The sequence below is a fragment of the Sphingomonas sp. 28-62-11 genome (genome assembly GCF_002278865.1).
Taxonomy (GTDB): domain Bacteria; phylum Pseudomonadota; class Alphaproteobacteria; order Sphingomonadales; family Sphingomonadaceae; genus Sphingomonas.
Window position 1 is genome coordinate 20,121 of sequence record NZ_NCGB01000007.1, and the last position, 19,178, is coordinate 39,298.

The 19,178-nt window shown below is 62.8% G+C and carries 19 protein-coding genes and 2 tRNA genes; 2 read left to right on the top strand and 19 right to left on the bottom strand.

The features are described from left to right. Positions 1-2: 2 nt before the first annotated feature. The 4 genes from trxB to B7Y49_RS03295 form a co-directional block, all read right to left on the bottom strand. Positions 3-974, bottom strand: a complete 972-nt coding sequence (gene trxB / locus B7Y49_RS03280; RefSeq protein ID WP_374126142.1) for a thioredoxin-disulfide reductase — start codon at positions 972-974, stop codon at positions 3-5. Positions 975-1,147: 173 nt separating this feature from the next. Then, positions 1,148-1,224, bottom strand: a tRNA-Met gene (locus B7Y49_RS03285). Between the two features lie 83 nt (positions 1,225-1,307). Next, on the bottom strand, positions 1,308-1,835 hold the full coding sequence (locus B7Y49_RS03290) for a 2'-5' RNA ligase family protein (protein ID WP_374126143.1): 528 nt from the start codon (positions 1,833-1,835) through the stop codon (positions 1,308-1,310). After that, on the bottom strand, positions 1,832-3,763 hold the full coding sequence (locus B7Y49_RS03295) for a potassium transporter Kup (protein ID WP_374126144.1): 1,932 nt from the start codon (positions 3,761-3,763) through the stop codon (positions 1,832-1,834). Before B7Y49_RS03295 ends, B7Y49_RS03290 begins: the two co-directional genes overlap by 4 nt. A gap of 214 nt (positions 3,764-3,977) precedes the next feature. Here B7Y49_RS03295 and ald point away from each other — a divergent pair, with 214 nt between their 5' ends. After that, complete coding sequence (gene ald, locus B7Y49_RS03300) at positions 3,978-5,072, top strand: alanine dehydrogenase (protein WP_374126145.1); 1,095 nt, start codon at positions 3,978-3,980, stop codon at positions 5,070-5,072. Between the two features lie 291 nt (positions 5,073-5,363). Further along, on the top strand, positions 5,364-5,813 hold the full coding sequence (locus B7Y49_RS03305; protein WP_374126146.1) for a GFA family protein: 450 nt from the start codon (positions 5,364-5,366) through the stop codon (positions 5,811-5,813). Between the two features lie 12 nt (positions 5,814-5,825). Here the strand turns inward: B7Y49_RS03305 and B7Y49_RS03310 are convergent, their stop codons facing one another. The 15 genes from B7Y49_RS03310 to B7Y49_RS03380 form a co-directional block, all read right to left on the bottom strand. Then, positions 5,826-6,608 (bottom strand): aminoglycoside 3'-phosphotransferase, encoded by a 783-nt coding sequence (locus B7Y49_RS03310; RefSeq protein WP_374126147.1) that lies wholly within the window; start codon positions 6,606-6,608, stop codon positions 5,826-5,828. A gap of 10 nt (positions 6,609-6,618) precedes the next feature. Further along, positions 6,619-7,668: a Glu/Leu/Phe/Val dehydrogenase gene (locus B7Y49_RS03315; RefSeq protein WP_374126148.1), complete on the bottom strand. Its 1,050-nt coding sequence runs from the start codon at positions 7,666-7,668 to the stop codon at positions 6,619-6,621. A 30-nt stretch (positions 7,669-7,698) separates the two neighbouring features. Next, positions 7,699-7,775: transfer RNA gene (locus B7Y49_RS03320), tRNA-His, on the bottom strand. Positions 7,776-7,849: 74 nt separating this feature from the next. Continuing rightward, entirely contained in the window at positions 7,850-8,572 is a 723-nt protein-coding gene (gene gspN, locus B7Y49_RS03325; RefSeq protein ID WP_374126149.1) for a type II secretion system protein N, read from the bottom strand. Further along, positions 8,572-9,051, bottom strand: a complete 480-nt coding sequence (gene gspM, locus B7Y49_RS03330; RefSeq protein ID WP_374126150.1) for a type II secretion system protein GspM — start codon at positions 9,049-9,051, stop codon at positions 8,572-8,574. The genes gspN and gspM overlap by 1 nt, the downstream gene beginning before the upstream one ends. Next, positions 9,048-10,163: a type II secretion system protein GspL gene (gene gspL / locus B7Y49_RS03335; RefSeq protein ID WP_374126151.1), complete on the bottom strand. Its 1,116-nt coding sequence runs from the start codon at positions 10,161-10,163 to the stop codon at positions 9,048-9,050. The genes gspM and gspL overlap by 4 nt, the downstream gene beginning before the upstream one ends. Continuing rightward, a complete protein-coding gene (gene gspK / locus B7Y49_RS03340; RefSeq protein WP_374126152.1) occupies positions 10,160-11,158 on the bottom strand; it encodes a type II secretion system minor pseudopilin GspK in 999 nt (332 codons plus the stop codon). The genes gspL and gspK overlap by 4 nt, the downstream gene beginning before the upstream one ends. Further along, positions 11,148-11,807 (bottom strand): type II secretion system minor pseudopilin GspJ, encoded by a 660-nt coding sequence (gspJ, locus tag B7Y49_RS03345; RefSeq protein WP_374126207.1) that lies wholly within the window; start codon positions 11,805-11,807, stop codon positions 11,148-11,150. Before gspJ ends, gspK begins: the two co-directional genes overlap by 11 nt. 143 nt (positions 11,808-11,950) lie before the next feature. Next, positions 11,951-12,376: a type II secretion system minor pseudopilin GspI gene (gene gspI, locus B7Y49_RS03350; protein ID WP_374126153.1), complete on the bottom strand. Its 426-nt coding sequence runs from the start codon at positions 12,374-12,376 to the stop codon at positions 11,951-11,953. Further along, a complete protein-coding gene (locus B7Y49_RS03355) occupies positions 12,369-12,917 on the bottom strand; it encodes a GspH/FimT family pseudopilin (RefSeq protein ID WP_374126154.1) in 549 nt (182 codons plus the stop codon). Before B7Y49_RS03355 ends, gspI begins: the two co-directional genes overlap by 8 nt. Then, complete coding sequence (gene gspG, locus B7Y49_RS03360) at positions 12,865-13,311, bottom strand: type II secretion system major pseudopilin GspG (protein ID WP_374126155.1); 447 nt, start codon at positions 13,309-13,311, stop codon at positions 12,865-12,867. Before gspG ends, B7Y49_RS03355 begins: the two co-directional genes overlap by 53 nt. Before the next feature lie 8 nt (positions 13,312-13,319). Beyond that, on the bottom strand, positions 13,320-14,546 hold the full coding sequence (gene gspF / locus B7Y49_RS03365) for a type II secretion system F family protein (protein ID WP_374126156.1): 1,227 nt from the start codon (positions 14,544-14,546) through the stop codon (positions 13,320-13,322). Next, positions 14,539-16,095 carry a GspE/PulE family protein gene (locus tag B7Y49_RS03370; RefSeq protein WP_374126157.1) on the bottom strand — a complete coding sequence of 519 codons (1,557 nt, stop codon included), beginning with the start codon at positions 16,093-16,095 and terminating at the stop codon, positions 14,539-14,541. Before B7Y49_RS03370 ends, gspF begins: the two co-directional genes overlap by 8 nt. Next, complete coding sequence (gspD, locus tag B7Y49_RS03375; protein ID WP_374126158.1) at positions 16,092-18,284, bottom strand: type II secretion system secretin GspD; 2,193 nt, start codon at positions 18,282-18,284, stop codon at positions 16,092-16,094. Before gspD ends, B7Y49_RS03370 begins: the two co-directional genes overlap by 4 nt. Further along, positions 18,281-19,129, bottom strand: a complete 849-nt coding sequence (locus tag B7Y49_RS03380; RefSeq protein ID WP_374126159.1) for a type II secretion system protein N — start codon at positions 19,127-19,129, stop codon at positions 18,281-18,283. The genes gspD and B7Y49_RS03380 overlap by 4 nt, the downstream gene beginning before the upstream one ends. Positions 19,130-19,178: the final 49 nt, after the last annotated feature.

The window sequence follows — 19,178 nt, forward strand, 5'->3', positions numbered from 1 at the left end:
CCTTACTCCGCCGCTTCAGTGACCTTCTCGAAATCCGCTTCCGCGAGGAACCGTTCGGCATCCAAGGCCGCCATGCAGCCCGTGCCCGCCGCGGTCACGGCCTGGCGGTAAATCTTGTCCATCACGTCGCCGCAGGCGAACACGCCCTCGACGCTGGTGCGCGTGCCGCCCTTTTCGACCTCTATATAACCATCTGAATCAAGCGCGAGGTGACCACGGAACAGCTCGGTCGCCGGATGATGCCCGATCGCGACAAAGCCGCCCTCGACATCGAGCCGAGACTGCTCGCCGGTGATCCGATCAAGCAGGTCGATCCCGACCAGCCCCTCGGGCATGCCACCGCCGACAAAGCTGCGGACTTCCTTGTTCCACAACACCGTGATCTTCGGATTGGCGAACAACCTGTCCTGCAGGATACGTTCGGCCTTCAGGCTGTCCCGCCGGTGGATCAGCGTCACGTCGTCGCTGTGATTGGTGAGGTACAGCGCTTCCTCGACCGCAGTGTTGCCGCCGCCGATCACCGCAACCTTCTTGCCACGATAGAAGAACCCGTCGCAGGTCGCACAGGCGCTGACGCCCTTGCCCTTCATCAATTCCTCGCTGTCGAGCCCCAGCCATTTCGCTTGCGCGCCCGTGGCGATGATCAGGACATCGCCGGAATAGATATCGCCGCTATCGCCGATCAGCCGGAACGGGCGACGCGACAGATCGACCTCGACGATCGTGTCGTACATCAACCGCGTACCGACATGTTCGGCCTGGCCCTGCATCTCCTCCATCAGCCATGGGCCCTGAATCACCTCGCGAAAGCCAGGATAATTCTCGACATCGGTGGTGGTGGTAAGCTGGCCGCCCGGCTGGATGCCCTGAACCAAAATGGGTTTCATCCCCGCACGCGCGCCATAGATCGCCGCCGAAAGGCCAGCCGGGCCGGAGCCGATGATGAGCATGCGGGTGTGATGGGTGGCAGACATGGGATGCGCTTTCGACCGTGGCGGAAATTGAGGCTTGGCCGTTCCTTAGGGAACAACGCCCGCCGCTTGCAACATGGTGTTCGCAACAGCGCACGCAATCGTTACGTCGCCGACCTTTTGCTTGGGGGCCTGATCGGAAAACTTGGGGAGCCTCCCTTGCCGGGCGACAGAAATGGTAGCGAAGGAGGGACTTGAACCCCCGACCCCAGGATTATGATTCCCGTGCTCTAACCAGCTGAGCTACTTCGCCCCAAAAGGGACCGCAATGGCGGTGAGCGCGGGGCTATAAGTGCGGCGTGCCCCCCGGTCAACCACCGCAATGATGACGACGCGCTAGCCGAACATGTGGCGTGAGAGCGGCTCCCAGGGGCCGCCGCGATACCACCAGGTTGCAAGGCCCGCGATCGCCACCGGACATGGCCTGAAATCGACGTTGAGCTCATTGTACAACGCCTTGGCCTCGGCAGGTGTTACCTTGTTCTGGACGGTCACGTGCGCGCGCCAAGGGGCGGCATCCTGCGGGACCAGCATCATCGCAAAGGCATCGGCGATCCGCGCACGGATATCGGCCAGGCCGGGCGACTCGATCCGGAACGCGGTGCCCCTGCCCAATGACATCAGCCCCGTTACTCGGGCCTCGGGTGCAGGCACCCGGCGTGACTCGTTCACCAGCCGCTGCCGTAGCTCGGCCTCAATCACGGGACTCAAGTGATGGAACATTGTCAAATGCGCCGCCAAATGATTGTGTTCGGGCGGAAAATGCGCGCGGCGAAGGCCATCAAACCAGGCTTGATCCTGTTTCCCAAATAGCGCGGTGACGATGATTGGCGCGGTTTGGTTCGGCAGATCGGCCGCGGTCAAATCTCGACCTGGCTTCCTAGCTCGACCACGCGGTTGGTCGGCAGGCGGAAGAATTCCATCGCGCTTTCGGCATTGCGCAGCATCCACGCGAACAGCTTTTCGCGCCAGATCGACATGCCCGGATGGTCCGACGCGAGCAGGGTTTGGCGCGACAAGAAGAAGCTTGTGTCCATCATCCGGAAATCGGCCCCGCACTGGCTGATCCGCGCCAAGGCGGCGGGCACGTCGGGCTCCTGCATGAAGCCATATTTCAGGATCATCCGGTGGAACCCGTTGTCGAGATTTTCCAAATGGCAGCGACCGTCATCAGGGTAATAGGGCTCGTCCATGATCTTCACGGTCAGCAGGATGATGCGTTCGTGCAGCACCTTGTTGTGCTTCAGATTGTGGAGCAGCGCGTGCGGCACGCCCTCCGCGGTCGAGGTCATGAACACCGCCGTCCCCGGCACGCGGGTAGCGGCACTGGCGGCGGACTGAATAAACACCTTCATCGGCATCGCTGAATCCCGCATCCGCGCGATCATCAACTGCCGCCCCTTCGACCAGGTGGTGAGGAAGGTAAAGATGATCAGCCCGATCAGCAGCGGGAACCAGCCGCCATCGGGAACTTTGGTAAGGTTCGCAGCCAAATACGCCCCATCGACGATGAACAGCACCGCCAGCACCGGTACCGCAATATAGCGTGGCCAGTTCCACAACCGGTACAGCACCACCGCCAGCAGGCAGGTGTCGATGGTCATCGCCCCCGTCACAGCGATACCATATGCCGAGGTGAGGTTCGACGAGGTGCGGAATGCGAGTACCAGCACGAGCACCATCACCAAAAGTGCCCAGTTGATGATCGGAATGTAGATCTGCCCCACGGTTGATGCGCTGGTGTGTTCGATCCGCAGGCGGGGGATGAAACCGAGCTGGATCGCCTGCTGTGTGACGGAGAACGCACCTGAAATCACGGCCTGGCTGGCGATGATCGCCGCCATCGTTGCCAGAATCACCAGCGGAAGGCGGAGTATTTCCGGTGCCAGAAGATAGAATGGGCTCTCCAGCGCCGCAGCGCCACTGCGCGACAGCAAAGCCCCCTGCCCCATGTAGTTCAGGATTAGCGCCGGGAGGACAAAATACAGCCATGACCGGCCGATCGGCTTTCGCCCGAAATGGCCCATATCGGCATAGAGCGCCTCCGCCCCGGTCACCGCCAGCACCACCGAGCCGAGCGCCAGGAACGCCTTGAGCGGGTCACTGGCGAAGAACTCGATCGCATAGATAGGGGAGAGTGCCCAGAGGATGTCAGGGGTCTGCGCAATACTGATCGCCCCGAGCGCACCGATCACAACGAAATAGGTCAGCATGATCGGCCCAAAGAACAGCCCGACCTTCGCCGTTCCACTGCGCTGGATCGAAAACAGCCCGATGATGATGACCACCGCCAGTGGGAGCACCAGCCCGCCAAAAGCAGGCGCCACAATTGTCAGCCCCTCGATCGCGCCGAGCACCGAGACGGCAGGCGTGATCATGCTGTCGCCATAGAACAGCGCGGTAGCAAATACGCCGAGCAGGATGATCCCCTGGCTCCATCGCTGGGTTTTGGTGCGGCCCGATACGAGCGCTAGCAGCGCAAGGCTGCCCCCTTCGCCCTTGTTGTCCGCGCGCATGATGATGGCAACGTACTTGATGCTTACCACGATCATCATCGACCAGAAGATCAGGCTGACGACGCCCATGATGTGCAGCGTATCAAGCGCAAGCGGGTGGTGCCCGGCAAAGGTTTCGCGAAAGGCATAGAGCGGGCTGGTGCCGATATCGCCGAACACAACGCCGATGGCGCTCACCGCAAGCTTTATCGGGCCATCGTTGTGGTGTCCGGCTGCGGCATGGCCGGCATCGCCTGATCCCTCGTTCGGCGCGCCCGCCAACACGGTCTCGCTCATAGGCCCCGTAATCCGGCCGATATGATGATGGAAACGCGCATGGATGCCCGGTGGCTTACCCCGTTGACGTGCCGCGCGCCCTAGCATGCAGCCAATGGCCCGGCAACGGGGCATTGGGTCGGGAGCAAGGCGGGAGTTCAGCGCACGGCGTATGGCGGGACAAGCCCGGTTCGCGGCGTTATAGGCGCTCCATCAACAGCATAAGGAGAGGGCAATGCGAGTCGGCATCCCCAAGGAAATCAAAAACCACGAATATCGTGTCGGGCTGACTCCGGCCTCGGTCGCCGAGCTGGTCCGCGCCGGGCATCAGGTGGTCGTGCAGACAGGTGCCGGTGCCGGCATTGATTTCGAAGATTCGGACTATGTCGAGGCGGGTGCGCAGATCGTCGCCGATGCGCCTGCGGTGTTCGCGGGGGCCGACATGATCGTGAAGGTCAAAGAGCCGCAGCCGAGCGAGATCGCGTTGCTCGAGGCGCGCCACTTGTTGTTCACCTATCTCCATCTCGCGGCGGACAAGCCGCAGGCGCTTGGCCTGATGGCATCCGGCGCGACCTGCATCGCCTATGAAACGGTGACGGCGGCGGATCGCTCGTTGCCATTGCTGAAACCCATGTCCGAAGTCGCGGGGCGCATGTCGATTCAGGTTGGCGCGCATTATCTGGAGAAGGAACAGGGCGGACGTGGCGTGCTGCTTGGCGGTGTGCCCGGTGTGGCCCCGGCGCGCGTCGCGATCCTGGGCGGCGGCGTATCGGGCGTGAATGCCGCGCAAATGGCGGTCGGCATGCGCGCCGATGTGACGATCTATGACATCAACAATGCCCGCCTCGCCGAACTCGACATGTTCTTCTCGAGCCAGATCAAGACCGCCTATGCCTCATCAGCGGCAATCGCCCACGCCGTGAAGAACGCGCATCTGGTGATCGGTGCCGTGCTGGTGCCGGGTGCGGCGGCACCCAAGCTGGTGACGCGCGAGATGCTGAAGACGATGAAGCGCGGATCGGTGCTGGTCGACATCGCGATCGACCAGGGCGGCTGCTTCGAGACCAGCCACGCGACGACACATGACGACCCGGTGTTCGAGGTGGACGGCGTAATCCATTACTGCGTGGCCAACATGCCCGGCGCGGTGGCGCGGACCAGCGCGTTTGCGCTCAACAATGCGACCCTGCCCTTCGTCCTGAAGCTGGCGAAGCACGGTGCAGAGGCGGCGATGGCCGCTGATCCGCATCTCGCGAATGGGCTCAACGTGTCGGGCGGGAAAATCAGGCATCAGGCGGTGGCAGATGCGCTGGATTTGCCGATGAATTGAATGACTTGAACGGTAAAATTTGTGCGAAGCTTCCTCTCTTGAGGAGCGTTGCCCTCGCTCAAGCCGAGGGCGAAGTTGCGGAAGTTGCGGGTCTCCAACGCTATCCCGCAACTTCGCCCAGAAGATGCAGGATCGTGAGGGAGTTCGACAATTTCAAAGAGCGGTTCCGACAATAGCATTTCTAGTGGCTTGTAGGAAAGTTGCGTCTGGTTTTGGTCGGGTATCAAGCCGTGACGTATGCGCTTGAATTACCGATGAAATGATTGACATCGCACCGGGGGAGAAAGCGGAATGAAGGGCGAACTGACCGGCGGCTGCCTCTGCGGCAAGGTGCGTTATACCTTGGCCGATGGTTTTCGCTTTCTCCCCTATGCCTGCCATTGCACCGATTGCCAGTCGCGCACCGGCAGCGCGTTCAGTGAGCATATGTTGTTCGTGCGGGATGATCTGACCATCACTGGTGTGCTTGATAGTGGCGATTACACCCAGTCCAGCGGGGCACAATCGTCGATCTGGGGGTGCGAGGTTTGCAAGACGCGCATTTTTGCGGAGAATGATCAGCGCCCTGGTTTTGCCTCGCTCCGCTGCGGCACGCTCGACTTCAGCGCCGCGGTCGTGCCCGCCGCGCATATCTGGGTATCGAGCAAGCAACCTTGGATAACGATTCCCAGCGACGCGAAGTCGATGGAGCAACAGCCGCGCACGATGGAAGAATGGACTGAGCTGGTTGGACCTTCGTAGCCGACGCGCAATTCAGAAAAACTCGTCAAGCAGCAGGTACAACTCGATTTTTGCGGGATCGACCCGCACACCGTACACGTCGAACACGGCGTCGGCGGCGGCTGGATCGATATCGCGCAGGCAGTTCCACAGGATCGCCAGATCCTGCCAGCGATCGGCCACCCCCGCCCTGCCGACATCGAGACACCCGGTGACCGCGCCGCTCTCATCAAGAAAGATATTGTCGAGCGAGAAATCGCCGTGCGTCACGACCGGATCAATCGCTGTCGGGATAAGATCGTCCAGCCGCGCGAGCAATTGGGCCACTGACCAGCCCTCGCGTTCGGGATCGAGATCGTCGAGATCGACTTGCCCGGCCGCGGCATTGGATCGTGCAGCCTCAACGCGCCGGGGCAACCCTGCGTCGAAGGGGCACCTTTCGATCGGCAACTGGTGCATCCAAGCCAGATGCTTTGCCATCGCCCGCACCGCATCGGCTTGGCGATCGGGATGCTCGTTCAGCCATTGTTGTGCGGATCGGCCCGGCAGTGCGGTAGTGAGCAACCAGGCACCAGCCGGGGTTTCGGCATAGTCGACGATCTCCGGCACGCGCCACTGCCCCGCCAGCCAGCGCAAACGGCGATGCTCGTCAGCAATATCGGCGGCAACCGTGCCCGTGCCGTTTTTCAAGAACAGCGTCGGACGATCGGCAGCGGCGAGGCGGTGAACAATGCCGCCCGATTCACCGTCGGTTACCGGCGTCGCGGAATAGTTGGTGATACGATCGGCGATCGGCGCTGGCGGTTTTGGCAGCACGGCGAGACGACTATCCCCGTCCGATCAACCGCTTCGCAATCATGTCTGCCACGGCGGACGAAGGCTCGCCGCTGCGATCGCTCTCATCCCATACTTCGTTCAGGCGATCGGGGATCTTGTGGATGCGCGCTTCGACCTCGGCGCGGTCGCCCTGGCCCATATATTCGAGGCAGACGTTGATGATGCCGCCCGCGTTGATAACATAATCGGGCGCATAGGTGATGCCGCGCGCGTGGAGGCGCCAGCCATCCTCGCGTGTCTCGAGCTGGTTGTTGGCGCCGCCCGCGATCACTTTCGCCTGGATCGTCGCGATTGACGTTTCGGTCAGGATCGCGCCGAGCGCGTTGGGGCTGACGATGTCGGCTGCAATCGCCAGGATTTCCTCCGTCGGCACTACATCCGCGCCGAGCGCCTTGGCGAGCGTCGCTGCGCGATCGGCATCAACATCGGCCAGCGTCAGCTTCGCGCCGTCTTTCGCGAGCAATTCGGCGAGCCCACCGCCAACCGAGCCAACGCCCTGGATCGCGACATGCACGCCCTTCATACTGTCCGCACCCAGCCCGCGCTTCGCTGCCGCCTTGACGCCCAAATAGACGCCCAAAGCGGTCGATGGGCCAGGATTGCCCCCTGCCCGGCCCGATGCGACGGGCAGGCCGGTGACGAATTTGGTCTCGCTCGAAATCGTTACCATGTCGGTGTCTGACATGCCGACATCTTCGGCCGTCACATAGCGTCCGCCCAGTGAATCAATCGCACGGCCGAACGCCTTCAGCATTTCCGGCGTCTTGGTGCGGTTCGCATCGGCCAGCACCACGCCCTTGCCGCCGCCCATCGGCAGTCCGGCCATAGCGTTCTTGAAGCTCATGCCGCGCGACAGCCGCAGGGCATCCGTAATCGCCTGGTTCGAATCGGCATAATGCCAGAAGCGGCAGCCGCCGCCTGCCGGACCGAGCTTGGTCGAATGGATCGCGATCACCGCGCGCAGCCCCGATGCTGGATCGGTGAAGAGGTGCACGCCCTCATGATCGTCGAAATCGGGGTATCCCCAGCCGGTGGTCACGGGTGATTATCCTGAAAGGGCGGGAAGAAATGGGGCGACCGACGGGACTTGAACCCGCAACATCCGGCATCACAAGCCGACGCTCTAACCAATTGAACTACGATCGCCACGAAGATGGCGGCCCTAGCGGGCCGGGACGGGCATCGTCAAGCGGTGTAAGGGCCGGGGCTGGCGTTCAAGATTAAAACTGCCCCTCTGTCGACAGGCGATACCCCGCCCCTGCCTGCTGGAACCCCACCAGCCCCAGTTTCTGCGCCACCGCAGGGTCGCTCGACTGGATATCGAGTGTGGCGCGGTAACGGCCATTGCTGCGGATGCTGAGCGTGACGCTTTCGGTGCCGGCCTGGCTGACCAGCGGGACGATCAATGCCCCGCCCTCGCATTTCACGGTGCCGCTCATCGCTTGCGGCAATGGCACCGTGGCGATCGCACCGCTCAACTGCGCCTTCACGCGCCCTTGTGCCACCGCGCAGGCGCCACTGTCGAACCTGATGCTCACGCCCTCCAGCTCGATCCGGTTGATCGGCAACGGCGCAAAAACAGCCCCCGTCGGCACCGATCCGGTCATGTCATCGATGCCGAAACTGTAGCGGCTGGTGCTGATCGCCCCGGTCAGGCCGGGTTTGTCGCCCTGCGCGGGACCGTTCAGATCAAGCCGCGCGCGACCCAATAGAAGCTGAAAGGGCGAAAGCCGGGCACGAAGATCACCCAGCGAAAGATCACCCAGCCGCGCCTCGATCAGCGATCCATACCAGACCGGCCCGGTCACGGCGCGGGCCGACAACCCGTATTCCCCGAGACCAACCAGCCCAAGCACAAGACGCATGGGCAAAAACACCAGCAGGCCCAGCAAGGTGAGCCCGCCAAACAATACTGCTGGACGCGTATCGAGCCTGATTTTCATCACAAACCTTGCGTCCGGACCACCACCATGGCGGAGACTGATTGATCAGCATTGTCGCTGGTGGTGAGGCTCTCAACCAGGATTCCCCGGGCCTCAAGGTCAGCAACCCAGGCGAAGAACGCCCCAGGTCGCGCATCGGCGATCGACACTTGCAAGCCGTTATTCGGCTGTGGCGAGACATTGGTGATCGCAAAGCCGGCTTCGGCAGCGCGCTCGCGCACCACGGTTTCCAGCGGGGCGCCGATCGGCGCGGCGCGGGTACGCTGGAGCAGCTTCACACTCGTTAGTTGGGCCTCAACCTCGGCGAGCCGCTGAACGGCGTTGCTATGGCGAATACGGGCATCGGCCAGCCCGTCGCTCACTGGCCGCACCAGCCCGAACCAGAACAGTGTCAAGGCAGCAAGCGCCGCTGCCGTCAGGACGAGGCGTTTTTCGCGCAAGGACAGCGCGGTAAACCACATGCGGATCGAGGCGATCATTTCGGGGCCACCGTGATGCGACCGGTCAGCCGATTGTTAGCCTGTTCGAAAGTCCCCGTCGTGGCGGCGAAGCCCTGGGCGCCGATTTCCCTGATCACGTCGTACACCTGCCCCTCCGTCTGCGCCGCGATCGTCACTTGCGCCTCACCCTTGGCGTCAAAGCTCAGGGCGCGCACTTCGGTGCCGGTCACGTTGCGGATTGCGCCATAGATCGCCGCCGCCGTAGCGCTGAAACCCCGGCCAGGCCCGCGCAGCCGCACCAATCGGGCATCAAGCTGGCGGGCGGCATCGTTCACTGTCTCGCCGCGAGCAAGTCCCTGACGGGCGAGCAGATCGATCCGACGCTCGATTGCGTCAGCGGCAAAGCCATATTGCATGATCTGCACCAGGCTGATCAACAAGGTGACGGTCAGAATCCCGACCGCCAGCCAGCCCATCCGCCGTAACAGCGGCCAATCGATTGTCGCGCGTCGACGCTTGGCGAAGATACCCTGCCGCAGATCCAATGCTGGCGCGCCCACCGCAGCAACAATGGCTTCCTCGATGTCCTCGCGTGACATCATGACGGGCGCAACGCCGCCAGTGATCAGCGGGGTCAGCTGCGAATCATGCGCGAAGCCCGTTGTCGGACCGCGCACGACGCCTTCGCTCCCCAAATCAGCGAGCAGAAATCCCTCGTCCGGCCGCGGCAACAGCATGGGCGCGGGGATCACGGCGTCGGGATCAACCCCGTAACGGGCCAGATCAACCAGCCAGTTTTGCATCCGCGCGCTGGAGACGACGCCGATCGGGCGGTCCTCCATCATTGGTTCGCGGCCAACGGCGACATGCAGATGGTCGAGAGCGGTGGCGCTGGCCTCTGCCACCAGCACGCGCGCGGCCGCGGTCGATTGCGCGAGCGAGCGATCCGGCAGGCTCGCCCAGTGAAGTGTCACATCTTCGGCAGGTGCTACAGCGATGGTTGCACCATCAGAAGATTCCGGCACGCCCTCACCACGCGCTGCGATGCCGCCATTAGCGATCCTGAGCCAGCGATAGCCGTCCTCGGCCGTGCCTGGCAGGAACACGACATGGGCAAATGCCGCATCGCCGCCGCCACGCGCGCCGCTCATGCCGGGTCGCCCCAGGCCCGCGACACCAGCCGCGCAGGCTGCACACTGGCGTCGATCAAGGCGCTCTCGGTCAATTCGCTTCCCCCCAACTCAACCTCGATCCGCAACGCGAACCACCTTGTGGTTACGGCCGTTTGCGCCTGCCCCTCTGGAAACACGATGATCCCCCGCAGTGCTGGCAGCTTCCAGAATGCATCGGTGCTCGTATAGCCTTGCGCTGGCCGTTCAAGCAGCAGCGCGCGCGCTTGATCGATTGTCAGCGTGTCGGGCAGGAGCATGGCGAACAATGCTGCTTGTTCGGGCAGAAGGGTGTTGACGTTGATTTTCGATGGTTCCGCGCGTGGTTGCGCGCAAACCCAGGGACGCAGCTTGGCGTAGATCTGCGGCGTTACCTCAGCAATGGCCCGTAACTCACTGATATCCGATATCAATGTGTTACCAGTCCGATAACTGACGCGGCGATTGCCGTACCGTTCATCCTCAGCCCCGTTGGGCAGTGGATTACTGTCGCTGTCGATCCAATCGGCCGTGGAGGCCGCGATGATTGCGGCGGGCTGGCCCGGGATGCCGAGCAACGTCATCAACCGGGTAAACTGAACGATCGCTGCCGGGCGCGCGACCAGGACGCCGGGGCCACCATTCACCGCCAGCCCGTTGAGATTGAAGCAATTGCCGCCATCGACGACCGTTGCGCTTGCAACACCGCCGGGAACGGGCAACTGGAACGGGCGACCGCTCCACCCCCCCGCCAGCGTCACTTGCGCAGGATTTCGCGACAGGAGCGAATCGATCCGTGTCGTCGCTAGTGTCTCGGCCGCCATCGCATAGCCGCGCGCTTGTTCGATCGCGATCATGTTGGAGGCCAGGCGGGTCGACAGGCGTAGCTTTTCAAGCGCGGTCGCGGCCAGCACCGCAATGACCGCGACCAGCAGCAGCACAGTCAGCAAGGCTGCACCGCGCTCACGCGCAGGCGTAATCATCCGCTCAATAGCCATTGGCGGGGGCTCCAGCATCTACTGGCCGCGTGTAGCCGGTGCCAACGACATACACGCTACGAAAGCGCGTGCCATCGGTTCGGGTGACTGCCATTTCCATCGCATCGGGCAGGGCCGTTACAGGCGTGTCGACCCACCGGTCGGTCCAGGCGCCGGCAACGCGGTAGCGTAATTCGACCGCACGCACCGATTTGAGCAACACCGCCGGGGTCAGCGGGCTGGCGCCATCCACCATCGGATAGGCAATCCGCTCAAGATTTTCGCCGGTCAGCCGATATTCTACCTTTTGTTGCCCTGAGCGCGGTGCATCATCCAGATTGGTCCAGCCATTGCGGACGAGTTGCAGCATGGGCGTACCGACCGATCCGCTGGCACCGACAAACGCCGGAGTCGGCCTGCCATCCTCATCACGAACCGGCCGATCGGATGCTTGGGCCAGATCCGCCGAAAGCGATGAGGAAAGGCGCCCGAATGCCGCAATGTCATCGAGCCGATTCGCCGTGGCTGATTGCGCCCGAACGCTGAACGTCAGCAAGGCGACCCCCGCCGACGCCAGCAGGCCGAAGATCAGCAATGCGATCATCATTTCGACTAACGTAAAGCCACTTTCTGCGGGCCTGTTAGGTGACAGAGCAGCGGTACTTCTCAGCCCGGTCCGTTCGCCCTGAGCGAAGTCGAAGGGCAAGCGCTGCGCAAGGGCTTCGACTTCGCTCAGCCCGAACGGGGGTGGGAAGCCAATAATGGCAGAAGTTGAGCCGGCAGATTTGAACCCGTAAACGTCGCCGAAGTTGTTCATGGCTGCTGTCCACCCGGCAAAGGTGCTGTGCGGACCACCGTCGGCCGATTGGGTGGCCGCACGATTGTCAGCTTGCCCAACGCCGTTCCGTCCATGTCACTGACGCTGACGTCAACGCGGACTGCGCCCTGATCCCCCAATGCGGTCGCCAGGCGGCGCCAGCTCCAGCTGCGGCCGCCATTTTCTTCGACGCCGCGCGATTCGCCCGTGACTGGCGGCTGCGGATCGGTGAGCGTTTCAACCGCCACATTGCGCGCCACAATCTGCGCCATCATTGTCCGGTCGAGCGTCGAGGCGCTGCGGATGATGGCCCCCTCCAGCCGGATCAGCGCCATCGCCGCCAGGCTGAACACCGCCAGCGCGACCATCATTTCGATCAACGAAAAGCCGGAGTCGCTCGGAGAACGCCCACGCTCAGCCATCGATCGATATCGCGCCATCGGCCCCGATCCGTACGATAGCGCTGGCCTCACCGCCGCGGCGCAACTGAACGTCGAACGGCGCATTGGCAAGTCCGGTCGAATCGAAGATCACCCGATCGCGGCCTTCGGTGCTCAGGATGACCGGGCGGATATCGCTGGCCCAGCGCGCCACACGCAGCGGCTTTTCGCTGATCGGTTGCCACGCGCCTGCCGACCGGCGGTCAAAGCCATAGCCTTCGCGTGACACCCAGATGCTGACCGAACGGCCTTCGATAATCGCGGTATCGTGCGCGGCGCGTGCGCGCGCGGCGAAGCGCTCGGCATCGTCGATCAGACGACCGCGCGGATCGGGAATCGCCAGCACGACAGCAGCGGAGGCAAGCCCGATGATCGTCACCACGATCATCAGTTCGATCAGCGTGAAACCGCCCTCGCGTTGACGCGAAAGCGGCCACGCCCGAAAAAAGGCGCGGGCGCGGGTGATCACATCACTGCCAGTTGCCGATATCGGCGTCGATGCCCTCGCCGCCTTCCTTGCCATCGGCACCCAGCGTCCAGATATCGATCGCGCCGTGGGTGCCGGGCGAGGCATAAAGATACTCGCGGCCCCAGGGGTCCTTGGGCAGCTTCTTGATATATCCACCCGCCTGATAGCGCGACGGATCGGTGAGCGAAGCCGGTGCGCTCACCAGGGCGTTCAGTCCGTCCGACGTACTGGGGTAGCTAATGTTCTGCAGCTTGTAGAGCTCCAGCCCGTCCTCGATGATGGCGATATCGGCCTTCGCCTTTTCGACGCGCGCGCGATCGCCGCTTGGCAGCACGTTCAGCGCAACGATTGTGGCGAGCAGCCCGAGGATGACGATCACGACCATCAACTCAACGAGCGTAAAGCCGCTTTCACCCCGACGCGGTTCTTTCCGAATGTTCTTGCGCATGATGTTCCTCATTGGCCGGCAAGCGTGTTGAGTTGCAGGATCGGCAGCAGAATCGACAGCACGATGGTTGCGACGATGCCGCCCATTACCACGATGATCAGCGGTTCCATCAACGACAAGGCAGTCGCGGTAAAGCGATCGAACTCGCGTTCGAGATAATCCGCCGCGCGCTCGAGCATCTCATCGAGCCGCCCTGCCGCCTCGCCGCTCGCCGCCAGATAGGTCAGCAAGGGTGGAAAAACGCCAGCACGGCGCATCGCGGCGGACAGGCTGCCACCGCTGCGGATCGAGTCGACGATCTCGTCCGATGCCTGGCGCAACCGCCGATTGTGAATCGTGCCCGCCGTCAGTGCGAGCCCGTCGAGCAGCGGCAATCGGCTTGCGATCATGGTGGAGAGCGTTCGCGCCATCCGTGCGGCGTGGAGATCGCGCAGAAGTCGTCCGATCACCGGCACCCGCAGCAGCCAACCGTCAAACGCTAACCGGATCGAGGGCTCGCGCAAAGCCTGGATAAACCCGCCGGTCAGCAGCACCGCGCCCAGGATCAGCGCCCACCACCAATTGACGAGGAAAGCCGAAATCCAGATCACGATCCGGGTCAGTAGCGGCAATTGCTGGCCGACCGTGTCAAATTGTTCGACGATCTGCGGCACCACGAACACCATCAGCGCGGTAACAATGGCGATTGCCATCACCGCTAGCACGGCGGGATAGGCCATTGTCGTGATCATCTTGCCGCGGATTTCCGCCTGCCTTTCCAGCAGAATCGCCAGCCGATCGAGGATCGTTGGCAACGAACCCGAATTCTCGCCGGCCGCCACCATCGCGCAGTAGAGCGCTGGAAAGCTTTTCGGTTCGCGCGCCATCGATTCGGCTAACCGCCGCCCCTCGACGACGCCCATGTGCACCGCACTGACAATGTCGCGGACCTGTTGCTGCTCAGTCTGGCGGACGATCGTTCGCAACGATTCCTCAAGCGGGCTGACGCGGTTCAGCGTCGCGAGCTGGCGGGTAAACAAGGTAAGGTGCTTGCCCGACATGCGCCGCCCGCGCAGCTGCTGGAGCAGCGGTTTGGCCTTTGGGGCCTTTGTTGCCGCCGAACCCGGGCCGATCCGCACGACATAAAGCTTGCGCGCATCGAGTGCCTCGCGCGCATGATCGATCGATTCGGCGACGATCGCGCCCCGTTTTTCACGGCCCGCCGTGTCGATAACGAGATAATCGAAATCAGGCATCGACCATTTCGCTACGGGAGACGCGGACTGCCTCCTCCGGTGTTGTCAGCCCGTCGCGGACGAGCTGGCGCGCGGCTGCGCCCAGATTGGGGGCGTGGAGAAAGGCATGGCGCGCAATGATCGATTCGTCGCCGCCGTCATTGATCAGGCGGCGGATCGTTTCGTCGATGCGGATCGCCTCGAACACGCCGATCCGGCCCTTGAAGCCGCTGCCCGAACACTCATCACAGCCAACCGCTTCATAGACGATTGCGCCGGGATCAAAGCCCAGCAGCGAGGAGACCGAACCTTGCGCCTGCACGGGCTTGCGGCAGCTGGGGCACAGCCGCCGCACGAGGCGCTGCGCGATCACGGCACGCAAGGTGGAGGCGAGCAGGAACGGCTCGATCTTCATGTCGCGCATCCGTGTGATCGCGCCGACAGCGTCGTTGGTGTGGACGGTCGACAGCACCAGATGCCCGGTGAGCGAGGCTTGCACGGCGATTTCGGCAGTTTCTCGATCACGGATTTCGCCGACCATCACAACATCGGGATCCTGGCGCAGAATGGCGCGCAAACCTGCCGCAAAGGTAAGCCCGACCTTGGGATTGACCTGCGTCTGCCCCACCCCGTCCATGGCATATTCGATCGGGTCTTCCACCGTCAGGATATTGCTGCTGCCATCATTCAGCAGCCGAAGTGCGGCATAGAGCGTCGTCGTCTTGCCCGAACCGGTCGGTCCGGTGACAAGCACGATGCCGTTCGGCTCGCTGATCGCCCCGCGCAGCAGCGTGTTGATGGCGGGCGCCATGCCGAGCACGTCGAGATCAATCCCGGCATTATCCTTGTCGAGGATACGCAGCACCACGCGCTCGCCCGCGCGGCTTGGCAACGTCGAGACGCGGACATCGAGCAGTTTGCCGCCCAGCGACAGGCCCATGCGGCCGTCCTGCGGCACGCGACGTTCGGCAATGTCGAGCCGTGCCATCACCTTGACGCGGCTGACAACCACCGGGGCGACGTGCGGCGGCATCCGCAAGGTTTCGCGGAGCACCCCGTCGATCCGCATGCGGACCACGAGCCCGGTTTCGTAAGGCTCAATATGAATGTCGGACACGCCATTGCGCGCCGCATCGGCAATGATGCCGTTGATCAGCCGAATCGCGGGCGCATCATCGGCTGTATCGAGCAGATCCTCGGCGGTCGGCAGGTTACCGGCCAGCATGTCCAGTTCGTCACCGAGGCCGAGCGACCCTGCGGCAGCAGCAGCGGCTTGGCCGTCCATCGCGTAGCGATCGGACAGCAGCCGGTCGAAATCCTCGCTCTTGGTGAAGGTAACATCGAAAGGCCGCGCCAGATGCCGACGCAGCTCGAGCAAAACCTTGGGGTCGCTCCCCTCGCGCATCGCCACCGAGAAATGCCCGGGTTCGACCGAATTGAGCACGACGCCAAACTTCCGGGCGAAGGCATAGGGGATGCCGACGATTGCTTCCGGCAATGGCATCGCCTCGGGCAAGGCGATGATCGGATCACCGACGATCTCGTCGGAATTTAGACTTTTGGGGTTCATTTCGGTGCTCCGTCAAGCCGGACGGCCGTGCTTGATTGGCGCATGATGGGCACGCCGATGCGCGGATCCTCAATGCTGCCTGGCCCGGGTGCAGGCGGCAGCGGAGGTTCGGCACCCAGATAATCCCGAACGAGCTGATCGATCGTTGGCTCGCGCGTGGGATCCTGCAAGCCCTGCTGCATGCGCAGATAGCCGTAACGCTGTTCGGCGACCTTGCGGCTGTCCTCTGGCGTGCGCAGTATCGTCGGGCGAATGAAGACGATCAGGTTCGTCTTGGTCCGGCTTTTCGCCTTTGACCGGAACAGCGCCCCGAGGCCGGGGATATCTCCCAGCAACGGCACCTTCTCGATCGTGCGCCGTTCATTATCGTCGAGCAAACCGCCGATGACAGCAATCTGGCCGTCATCGACCGTCAGCGTTGTTTCAATCTCGCGCTTATTGAGGATGAGGTCGCTATTATCCTGCGATACCGGCCCGGCAATCGAGCTGACCTGCTGGCGCAGGAACAGTTTGATCGCGCCACTGCTGTTGACCTGCGGGCGCACTTCAAGCTCGATGCCGACATTTTCGCGTTGCACCGTGCGGAAGGCATTGTCGAAATTCTGGCTGAGTGCCTGGCCCGTGGTGATCGGGATTTCCTGACCGACCAGGATGCGTGCCGGCGTATTATCCAGCACCACAACATGCGGCGATTGCAGCAGATTGGACGTCGTGTCTGATTTTACCGCGTTAATGATTGCGCCGAAAATCCCGTCTCGCCCCAGATTGGCGGCAAATCCGCCAAACCCGCCCGACGACCCCAGGATCGATCCGATCGCTGACTGTGCGAGCGAATCGCTGATGCCACTATTCGTGCTCGTCACGGTTGTTGTGCCGTTCACGGTAGTGGTCGTGGTGTTCAGGCGTCGCGCGCCGATCGCACCTGCCACCGTCAACAAATTGGGAGCGGTGTTCGAAAAAGTGGTGGTGCCGAAAGGAATGTTGCTGCCGCCCAAGCTGCCGAGCAGCAGCTGCACGCCGAGCCGGTTGGCAGTGGCATCCGAAACTTCAGCGACGATCGCCTCGACAAGCACCTGTTCGCGCCGCGTGTCGAGCTGCCGCACGACCTCGGCAAGTTGCCGCTGCACTTCGGGCGGCGCTGCAATGACGATCGCATTGGCACCAGCAAATCGTGTGACGACAGCAGCGGTGCGGCCACCATCCGAAATCGCGGCGGGTTGCTGATTGCCGCTGCCGCCCTGCTGGACGGGTTGGGCCTGTTGCGGCGGCTGAGAGTTGCGCTGGTTGCCGCCGCCATTGCCATTTGTGCTCAAGCTCGATTGCGACAGCTGAGTCTGTTGCGGCAATTCGGTCGGCTGCTGGCCGACCAGCTGTTGGAGCACGGGAAGGAGTTGGCCCGCATCGGCATTCTGCAGGAACAGCACTTTGATTTCGGTGCCGAGCGCCGCCCGACGATCAAGATCTTGCGCCACTTCGGCGAGCCGCGCGACGGCAGGGCTGTCACCCCGGATCGCCACGGCATTTGAGCTGGTGACGGGTACTACCGATACGCTCTGCCCGCCCTGCGCCGCAGCAGGGACAAGCGCCTGAAGCGCGGTCGCAATTTCTCGCGCGCTCGCATTTTTGAGCGCCACGACTCGAGTCGATGAGCCATCAGTGTCGATCCGACGAATGACTTCGCGCACCCGGCGAACATTATCGCCATAATCGACCACAACGATCGAGTTACCCGAGCGATTGGCCGTAACTGATCCCTGTGCGCTCACGAGGGGGCGGACCGTTTCCACCGCCGATGCCGCGTCAATGGCGCGCAGGCGGATGATTTCTGTCACGAAGCTGTTGCGCGACGAGGTGGCAGAGCCCCCTACCCGACCTGGCTGCGACGATGCGTTGTCGATTGGCTGAACGCGAAAGGCACCACCCGACGTTGGCACCGCAACAAGCCCGTTGGCGCGCAGCGTGGACAGGAAGATCTCGAAATATTCGGACCGGCTGAGCGCGCGATCCGTAACGACCGTTACCTTGCCCTGCACGCGACTATCGATGATGAAGGTGCGGCCAGTGACTTTGGCAGCATCAGCGATGAAGGCGCGGATATCGGCATCGCGCACATTGAGCGTGGTCTGCGCGCCCAGAGGCGCTGCGACGGCGAGCGCGACGGCGGCGGAAGAGGCAATAAAGCGTTTCATTGGCCAGCCAGCGTAATCGTCAGCGGCAGCACTTCGGCACCACGCTCAACAGTGATCGAGAGCGCCCCACCCTTGGCGAACTGACCCGCCAGCAGATCGATGTCGCCTGCGCCGCTTATCGCACGGCCACCTAATTGAGTCACGACATCCCCTTCTTTAAGCCCAACTTGCCTGAATATTGTACCCGAACCCTGCGGCCTGACCGTCAGCCCGGTAACCTTCCCACTATCCACCCGCGGGATGAAGCCGATTTCTGCCCTTAGCCGTGTCAGCGTTACCGGCTGCCCGCCAGTCGCGGCGGACGGCGGCGCACTCAGCACACCGTTCGAATCCATCGTCGCAGCCGATGAGGCTGAGGCGCCACCCGATTGATCGATAAACAGGTCCTCATCAACGCCACCGCGCGTTAGCGTAACATGATCAAACGACACTGATTTCAGTGTCACCCCGGGCATGATTTCAGCGCCTACGGAAAAGCTCGCCTGTACACCGTCCGGCGTCGCAATAATTGCTGACCCGCGACTGGTTGCACCATCGAGCCGAATACCGAACAGCGTCAGCGATAAGGGAGTGACCGTTGCAGCCGTTGGTGCCGACGGGGCGGTCGCATCGAGGCGGAAAAACGGATCAAAACTGCGCAGCACGTCAGCCGATACCGTGGCCGACACGGAGCTGTTCGCGCGCCAATTGCCAAGCGGGCCTACTGGCGTGACGACCGACCAGATCAACCGCGCGACCTGCACCGCGAGCAACGCCAGCAGCGCGAGTTCGAGCGCGCCGTATATGGTTCGCTGCGGCAGCATCTCGATGAGCCTGCGGGCCCGTGCATTAACTTCCAGCCGCATCAGCAAGATTCCCCCCGCGCGCCTCTGCTAGGCGGGCTATGTTACAGTT

What these genes read in the sequence shown, in the direction of transcription:
- B7Y49_RS03295 (WP_374126144.1), bottom strand. Translation starts at nt 3,763, where the DNA reads ATGAGCGAGACCGTGTTGGCGGGCGCGCCGAACGAGGGATCAGGCGAT.
- trxB (WP_374126142.1), bottom strand. Translation starts at nt 974, where the DNA reads ATGTCTGCCACCCATCACACCCGCATGCTCATCATCGGCTCCGGCCCG.
- gspG (WP_374126155.1), bottom strand. Translation starts at nt 13,311, where the DNA reads ATGCGCAAGAACATTCGGAAAGAACCGCGTCGGGGTGAAAGCGGCTTT.
- gspM (WP_374126150.1), bottom strand. Translation starts at nt 9,051, where the DNA reads ATGATCGCCTCGATCCGCATGTGGTTTACCGCGCTGTCCTTGCGCGAA.
- ald (WP_374126145.1), top strand. Translation starts at nt 3,978, where the DNA reads ATGCGAGTCGGCATCCCCAAGGAAATCAAAAACCACGAATATCGTGTC.
- gspI (WP_374126153.1), bottom strand. Translation starts at nt 12,376, where the DNA reads ATGGCTGAGCGTGGGCGTTCTCCGAGCGACTCCGGCTTTTCGTTGATC.
- gspF (WP_374126156.1), bottom strand. Translation starts at nt 14,546, where the DNA reads ATGCCTGATTTCGATTATCTCGTTATCGACACGGCGGGCCGTGAAAAA.
- B7Y49_RS03370 (WP_374126157.1), bottom strand. Translation starts at nt 16,095, where the DNA reads ATGAACCCCAAAAGTCTAAATTCCGACGAGATCGTCGGTGATCCGATC.
- gspD (WP_374126158.1), bottom strand. Translation starts at nt 18,284, where the DNA reads ATGAAACGCTTTATTGCCTCTTCCGCCGCCGTCGCGCTCGCCGTCGCA.
- gspN (WP_374126149.1), bottom strand. Translation starts at nt 8,572, where the DNA reads ATGAAAATCAGGCTCGATACGCGTCCAGCAGTATTGTTTGGCGGGCTC.
- B7Y49_RS03305 (WP_374126146.1), top strand. Translation starts at nt 5,364, where the DNA reads ATGAAGGGCGAACTGACCGGCGGCTGCCTCTGCGGCAAGGTGCGTTAT.
- B7Y49_RS03355 (WP_374126154.1), bottom strand. Translation starts at nt 12,917, where the DNA reads ATGGCAAGGAAGGCGGCGAGGGCATCGACGCCGATATCGGCAACTGGC.
- B7Y49_RS03380 (WP_374126159.1), bottom strand. Translation starts at nt 19,129, where the DNA reads ATGCGGCTGGAAGTTAATGCACGGGCCCGCAGGCTCATCGAGATGCTG.
- gspK (WP_374126152.1), bottom strand. Translation starts at nt 11,158, where the DNA reads ATGGCTATTGAGCGGATGATTACGCCTGCGCGTGAGCGCGGTGCAGCC.
- gspL (WP_374126151.1), bottom strand. Translation starts at nt 10,163, where the DNA reads ATGAGCGGCGCGCGTGGCGGCGGCGATGCGGCATTTGCCCATGTCGTG.